4 protein-coding genes and 2 pseudogenes are annotated in these 5,062 nt (G+C 42.7%); 4 read left to right on the top strand and 2 right to left on the bottom strand.

Going from position 1 to position 5,062, the window contains the following annotated elements; all coding sequences use genetic code 11:
- The 3 genes and pseudogenes from AB4232_RS20645 to AB4232_RS20635 form a co-directional block, all read left to right on the top strand.
- Window positions 1–474, top strand: a pseudogene (locus tag AB4232_RS20645) (hypothetical protein); the annotation flags it as partial.
- Window positions 471–1,400 (top strand): glycosyltransferase family 2 protein, encoded by a 930-nt coding sequence (locus tag AB4232_RS20640; protein ID WP_135382496.1) that lies wholly within the window; start codon window positions 471–473, stop codon window positions 1,398–1,400. The pseudogene AB4232_RS20645 and the gene AB4232_RS20640, both read left to right, overlap by 4 nt.
- 9 nt (window positions 1,401–1,409) lie before the next feature.
- Window positions 1,410–2,120, top strand: coding sequence for a class I SAM-dependent methyltransferase (locus AB4232_RS20635; protein WP_102249113.1), 711 nt, complete (start codon window positions 1,410–1,412; stop codon window positions 2,118–2,120).
- Window positions 2,121–2,220: 100 nt separating this feature from the next.
- Here the strand turns inward: AB4232_RS20635 and chrA are convergent, their stop codons facing one another.
- On the bottom strand, window positions 2,221–3,369 hold the full coding sequence (gene chrA, locus AB4232_RS20630; protein WP_372087900.1) for a chromate efflux transporter: 1,149 nt from the start codon (window positions 3,367–3,369) through the stop codon (window positions 2,221–2,223).
- A 100-nt stretch (window positions 3,370–3,469) separates the two neighbouring features.
- On the opposite strand from chrA, the gene AB4232_RS20625 reads away from it, so the two are divergent.
- Window positions 3,470–4,396, top strand: a complete 927-nt coding sequence (locus AB4232_RS20625; protein WP_372087899.1) for a LysR family transcriptional regulator — start codon at window positions 3,470–3,472, stop codon at window positions 4,394–4,396.
- 368 nt (window positions 4,397–4,764) lie between these two features.
- Here AB4232_RS20625 and AB4232_RS20620 read toward each other — a convergent pair.
- A pseudogene (locus AB4232_RS20620) lies at window positions 4,765–5,062 on the bottom strand (gamma-glutamylcyclotransferase); the annotation flags it as partial.

Here is a 5,062-nt window from a genome sequence, read left to right as displayed (position 1 = left end):
ATATTATTAGGATCTCCATTAGTAATGGCATTTCTAGTGATAGCGGTTGGTAATGATGACATCGAAAGAAATGCGGTTGAAAATGACAAGAAAACTCTATTTAGAGTATTGGAAGAAAAGGGCATCGAAGCAAAGGTTATTCTAACAGGAATTGAGACGGGAGCACCTGTGTTGGCACACACTAATAACCGCATAATCGCAGCCCCTTATCATAGAAATATTGTTGGTAATCAATTTCTTATAGAGGTTATGTTAGAGGGGGATATGAGTTTAGCCAAGGACGAAATCCAAGCTAAGAACATTGATTATATTGTTATAGGAAATGACGCCCACTTAATGGTTTTGAAAAAATCAGCAAGTGAAGAGGCTCTTATAAACAAATTATACAGCTCAAATGTTCCCAGCTGGTTGGAGACCATATATGACGATGTTCCTGATGGCTACCGAATCTTTAGGGTTAGGGAGAGTTTATGAATAGTATAAAAGTTGCAGTATTACTCCCATGTTTTAATGAAGCGGGTGCTATCGGAAAGACAGTTATGTCTTTTAAGCAGGCTTTACCTGATGCGCCTATTTATGTGTATGACAACAACTCAACCGACAACACGGTAAACGAGGCCTTGAAAGCTGGGGCTATTGTTCGACATGAGCCTCGCCAAGGTAAAGGGGAGGTTGTCAGGAGAATGTTCTCTGATATTGATGCTGATATCTATGTGATGGCTGATGGTGATGACACTTACGATGCGTCAATATGCCCTGCGCTGATCGAACAATTGGATGATGAAAAACTCGATATGATTATTGGAAGTCGAGAGCGAGCTTCAATGGCTTATCCCAAAGGGCATATCCTAGGAAATAAGCTGTTTTCATCGCTGATTAATTTAGCATTCAATGCTCAATTGAGTGATGTGTTTTCTGGTTATCGAATTATGAGCCATCGATTTGTCAAAACCGTACCCATTTTCAGTGATGGCTTCCAAATAGAAACAGAGCTTACCGTTCATGCGCTACATCATAATATGCCAATCAAAGAAGTTTCGACGCAATATCAATCAAGGCCTGAAGGCACAGCCAGTAAATTGAATACCTTTAGTGATGGGCTCAAAATTCTCAATTTCATTTTGTTCTTATTGAGAGATGTAAAGCCAATGTTTTTCTTTGGCGTGTTGTCTATGTTGCTTTGCTTCATTTCATTGGTTTTAGGAATCCCCGTTATCATCGACTTCATCGATACTGGGCTCGTCGAAAGGGTGCCTACTGCGATTTTGTCTAGCTCAATTGCGTTGATAGCGGTGATGTCTTTTTTCTGTGGGTTGATACTCGACAACGTATCACGAGGTAGGCGAGAGATGAGGATTCTTTCTATATTAAGAACGAGTGATAAAACGCTATCTGAATAGGAATCAAGCATGAGAACAAGCAAGGATGAAGACAAAGAGTGGATCGATTATTTGTCCCGTTTCAGTGACGAATATGATGAGCGAGTTTATAACGGCAATACAACGGGTTATGTGATGAGAGCTGGCCACATAGCATGTGAAAAGCCATTTGGTGAAAGTGAACACTTTTCGAGAGTGTTAGAAGTGGGCTCCGGTACAGGTGAACACTTGCTGCACGTCAAACACACCTTTGACGAGTATATCGTGAGTGATGGCGATGCTGCGGCTCTTGAGGTGGCAAAAGAGCAACTCAGTCGTATCAATTCTTATGACAAACTCACTTTTAACGTAACTAATGCTTGTGAGTTAGATTTTGAAAGCAATAGCTTCGAGCGCGTGATCGCAACTCATATATTGGAGCACCTATACGAGCCTCATTTGGTGATCAAAGAGTGGTTACGAGTGTTAAAGCCTGGAGGCACTCTGTCTATTTTGATTCCTACCGATCCTGGGGTCGCTTGGAAAATAGGCCGTTATATGACGACAAGAAAACACGCCTTACAGAAGGGGTGGCATTACGATTACATTATGGCGAGAGAGCATGTCAATCCATGTAATAACTTAATCGCTTTCTTAAGGTATTACCTTCCTGAACACCAAAAATCATTTTGGCCGCTGAACTTTGTACCGCTTATTGATTGCAATTTGTTCTTTAACTTCCACGGGGTTAAACCACTATAGGAAGTAAAAGATGCTTTTAGTTTTTGAATGAAGAGCGGGAAAACAAGAAGTAAGCGATCAAACCTCTCACTTCTTATTTGTCTGTCTATTAATTGATAGCTTAGATCGCCAAACCTGTAATTGCGCCAAACAACATAAACACACCCACTAACCCTACAATCGGGACCTTTACGGTTTTTAATAACCACACACCAACAATGATCAGAGCGAAGTCTATGCCGCTGCTCACTGCGCTTGTGAAGATGGGTTGATACAGGGCCGCAAGCAATAGACCAACAACTGCTGCATTCACACCGGTAAGCGCCCCAGCTACTAGAGGCTTACTCGCAATTGCCTGCCAGTTCTTCAATACACCCAGTAGCAGCAAGAAGCCCGGTAAGAACACCGCAATCGTTGCGAGCAGTGCCCCTGTGATCGGTGCTGATGGCATTAATACATAACCTAGGTAAGTGGCTAACGTAAACATCGGGCCCGGTACGGCTTGCGCTGCGGCATAGCCTGTTAGGAAGGCATCTTGAGACAGTTGGTCACCAATACCATTCTGTAACAACGGAAGAACCACGTGACCGCCACCGAATACCAAGCTGCCTGCTTGGTAGAACAAGCCAAATACTTCAATGCCTTGAGAGTAAGCACTGAATAGAGGCAGACCAACCAGTAAAGCAACGAAAATCACGAGCGGTGTTAACGATATCTTGTGCGTCGAAGGTACTGTTTTTAATTCGTGTGAGGTTAAGAACTTACTGCCAACCATAGCAGCAAACAATAGAACTAATACCTGAGGCAAGATCCCAGGACTTAAAAGCAGAACAATCGCGGTTATCACACACAGTGCTGTTGCTATCTTTGATTGGCAAAAGTTTTTGTACATGCCGAAAGTGGCGTCAGCTACAACCACGACCGCGAGTAGCTTAAGTCCGTGGATGATTGAAATGAAAAGCGGTGCTTCCAACAACTGGTTGCTCACTAAGGCCAATATCAACATTAGGATGACAGAAGGGGAGGTGAAACCGACAAATGCGGCAATCGCACCGGTTAAGCCACCTTTTTTGTAACCAACCGCGAAGCCAACCTGACTTGAGCCTGGACCAGGCAGAAATTGACTGAGGGCGACAATTTGCCCGTACTCTTCGTCGGATAACCAATTCAGTTTCTCAACAAAGGCTTTACGGAAGTAGCCAATGTGTGCCGCTGGTCCACCGAAGCTAATCCAGCCAAGCCAGAAAAAGGTTTTAAAAATTGAAAGCATGATCGATTCCAGATAAATGTTTAGCGTAATTTAGGTGGAGTTAAACTATGATTCAAATTAATTGTTTTAATTATAACTATGAATAATATGGGATTGATTTGTGGCTGATTTTAACTGGAAAGGAATTGACCTTAACTTATTGATTGCACTGCAAGCTCTGTATAAAACCAACAGTGTGAGTAAGGCGGCAGAACGTTGTTATGTCAGCCAATCTGCGATGAGTCATAGCTTACAAAGACTGAGAAAGCTGTTTGATGACCCTCTGTTTGAGCGTGTCGGTAGCAAGATGGAGGCGACCGATCGAGCCATTGAACTGTCCAGTACGGTAGAAGCTCTGCTCAATACCATCCAGTCAGAGGTGTTACTGTCTAAATCGTTTGATGCCGCGACTTATAAAGGGACTTGGAAGATTGGTCTTACCGATTATGCTGAGCAGATGTTCGCGCCAGCGTTGTTTGACCTCATCAAGCAATCCTCTCCTAATTCGCAAGTTGTGCTGTTCAATGTAAACCGGAGTAACTATCAGCAAGTATTTGAAGACGCCAAGCTTGATATGGCGATAGGCAGTTTTGGTGAGGTCTCAAAGCAATATCGAACCACGCATTTGTACACAGAGCAACATGTCTGTTTATTCGACAAGTCGGTTGTATCTATTGAGGGGCCTATATCGTTAGAACAGTTTGTTGCTGTCGAGCATGCTCTTGTGTCTCCCGCTGGGTCTTTAAAGACTGGCGTCGATAAACGTTTGGCTGAATTAGGCTTCAGCCGAAAAGTGGCTATATCTTCAAGCAATTTTTTAACAGTAAAACGTTTGATAAGAGGTAGGGAGTTATTGTGTATCGTCCCCAAACTGGTGGCACGCAATGATACTCAAGACCAAGATACCGTGGTAGCAGTGGAGCCACCTATCGATGTGCCTGATTTTGATATACAGCTCATCTATCGCAAGGCTAAGCATTTAGATGATAAAAATAAGCTACTTAGAAAGCTTTTTACACAAGCCGTTTCATCTGTGGTTGCTGCATAGTTGCAGCAGTTGTTCGGTCATCAATTTTATGCGAATTATTTTTAGAAAAATCCGGATTATTGTAAGAACCCGACTATACTTAATTTACGACTAAAAGCAGTCGTAAAGAATAGGCTTTTTGATTTACCTAAGTAAAAAAATTGATTATATCCTAATGATATAGCTGAAAAAACTACCAGGCTAAACGGACTTAGTTGGTCTTAAAAGCGCTAGCTCCCCCTAGCGCTTTTTCTTTTGTTCTAAGTTAGCTCTAATCTCTTAGGTGTTTACAGGTTTGAGTTGTTTAACCCCCGATTTAGAACAGTTAACGGTCGAGTTCACTGACTAAGAGCAACGAGCTATGTAGACCGACAAATTATGAGTATCAACTAGCTACGAACGGTCAGTATCAAGCCATCAATCACACTGTGGTGGTGATCAGAAACCCCAGCAAGGTTGCCGTATTTCGGCTGGTGGCGATCATTTTCTAATGGATGGTGCCAACCTTGTGTATGTTGCACAAAGTGCGCCGCAAAGCTTTCAGACACCTCTAAACATCCTGCCATGACAGTATCAACATAGGTTTGAACGATAGGGCTGTTTTCACAAGGCGCTTCGATTTCGTCTCTGATGTATACCCAGATCGATTGATCCGCTTTAAACTCGGTTTGGCTCTCTATCTGATCG

This window comes from Vibrio sp. 10N.286.46.A8, from assembly GCF_041470165.1.
In the GTDB taxonomy this organism is placed as follows: Bacteria; Pseudomonadota; Gammaproteobacteria; order Enterobacterales; family Vibrionaceae; genus Vibrio; species Vibrio tasmaniensis_A.
Note: the sequence above shows the minus strand (reverse complement) of the source record. Positions and strands in the feature narration are given on the sequence as shown.

What these genes read in the sequence shown, in the direction of transcription:
- AB4232_RS20635 (WP_102249113.1), top strand. Translation starts at nt 1,410, where the DNA reads ATGAGAACAAGCAAGGATGAAGACAAAGAGTGGATCGATTATTTGTCC.
- chrA (WP_372087900.1), bottom strand. Translation starts at nt 3,369, where the DNA reads ATGCTTTCAATTTTTAAAACCTTTTTCTGGCTTGGCTGGATTAGCTTC.
- AB4232_RS20640 (WP_135382496.1), top strand. Translation starts at nt 471, where the DNA reads ATGAATAGTATAAAAGTTGCAGTATTACTCCCATGTTTTAATGAAGCG.